This window comes from Pseudoalteromonas sp. SR41-4 (assembly GCF_014163985.1).
In the GTDB taxonomy this organism is placed as follows: domain Bacteria; phylum Pseudomonadota; class Gammaproteobacteria; order Enterobacterales; family Alteromonadaceae; genus Pseudoalteromonas; species Pseudoalteromonas rhizosphaerae.
In genome coordinates this window covers 1-526 of sequence record NZ_JACJEI010000087.1, presented here as the reverse complement: position 1 = coordinate 526, position 526 = coordinate 1, and the positions used below count along the sequence as shown (strand labels likewise).

The following is a 526-nucleotide window of genomic DNA, read 5'->3' as shown; positions in this document are numbered from 1 at the left end:
TAGTATTCCAAAAACAAAACACTAACAGACACGTAAAAAAGTGACCGACAAATTCCCTTAGTAATTAGCGATTACGACAGAATCGCTTGGTAATTAAGATACGACAAAGTCGCTTGGTGTTAACATACGACCATGCACAAGATATATATCGTTCGTACAGCTATTTATTGATCACTAATAGTATTAAGTACCTTGATATGTGTTCTAATATAAATCATTTTCAGTTGTTCTATGATAAATGGAAATTTAAGTATTTTGCTCTGAAAGTGGAATATTACACATTAATAGCTAAGGGTATATCTGATATGATGGAGTATTACTTAGACGCAATTAAAAGCATTGAGGATAAATTCCCAAGCTGTTTTGATGATCTTCAAAAAATAAAAAAATCAGCTATAACTCCAGGGCAAGATCACGAACTTTACCTTGACTTAAAAGTATGATCTTATACTCCTTTTTAAGGAGCCCCCATGCCTGATATTCAACTATTTAAATATTTCGAATCAATTGACGACCCTCGCCAGCA

Annotated in this window: 1 protein-coding gene; it reads left to right on the top strand. The window is 33.1% G+C overall.

Annotated elements, in window-relative coordinates:
• Positions 1-197 precede the first annotated feature (197 nt).
• Positions 198-443, top strand: a complete 246-nt coding sequence (locus H5180_RS23350) for a hypothetical protein (protein WP_182759263.1) — start codon at positions 198-200, stop codon at positions 441-443.
• Positions 444-526 lie beyond the last annotated feature (83 nt).

What these genes read in the sequence shown, in the direction of transcription:
- H5180_RS23350 (WP_182759263.1), top strand. Translation starts at nt 198, where the DNA reads ATGTGTTCTAATATAAATCATTTTCAGTTGTTCTATGATAAATGGAAA.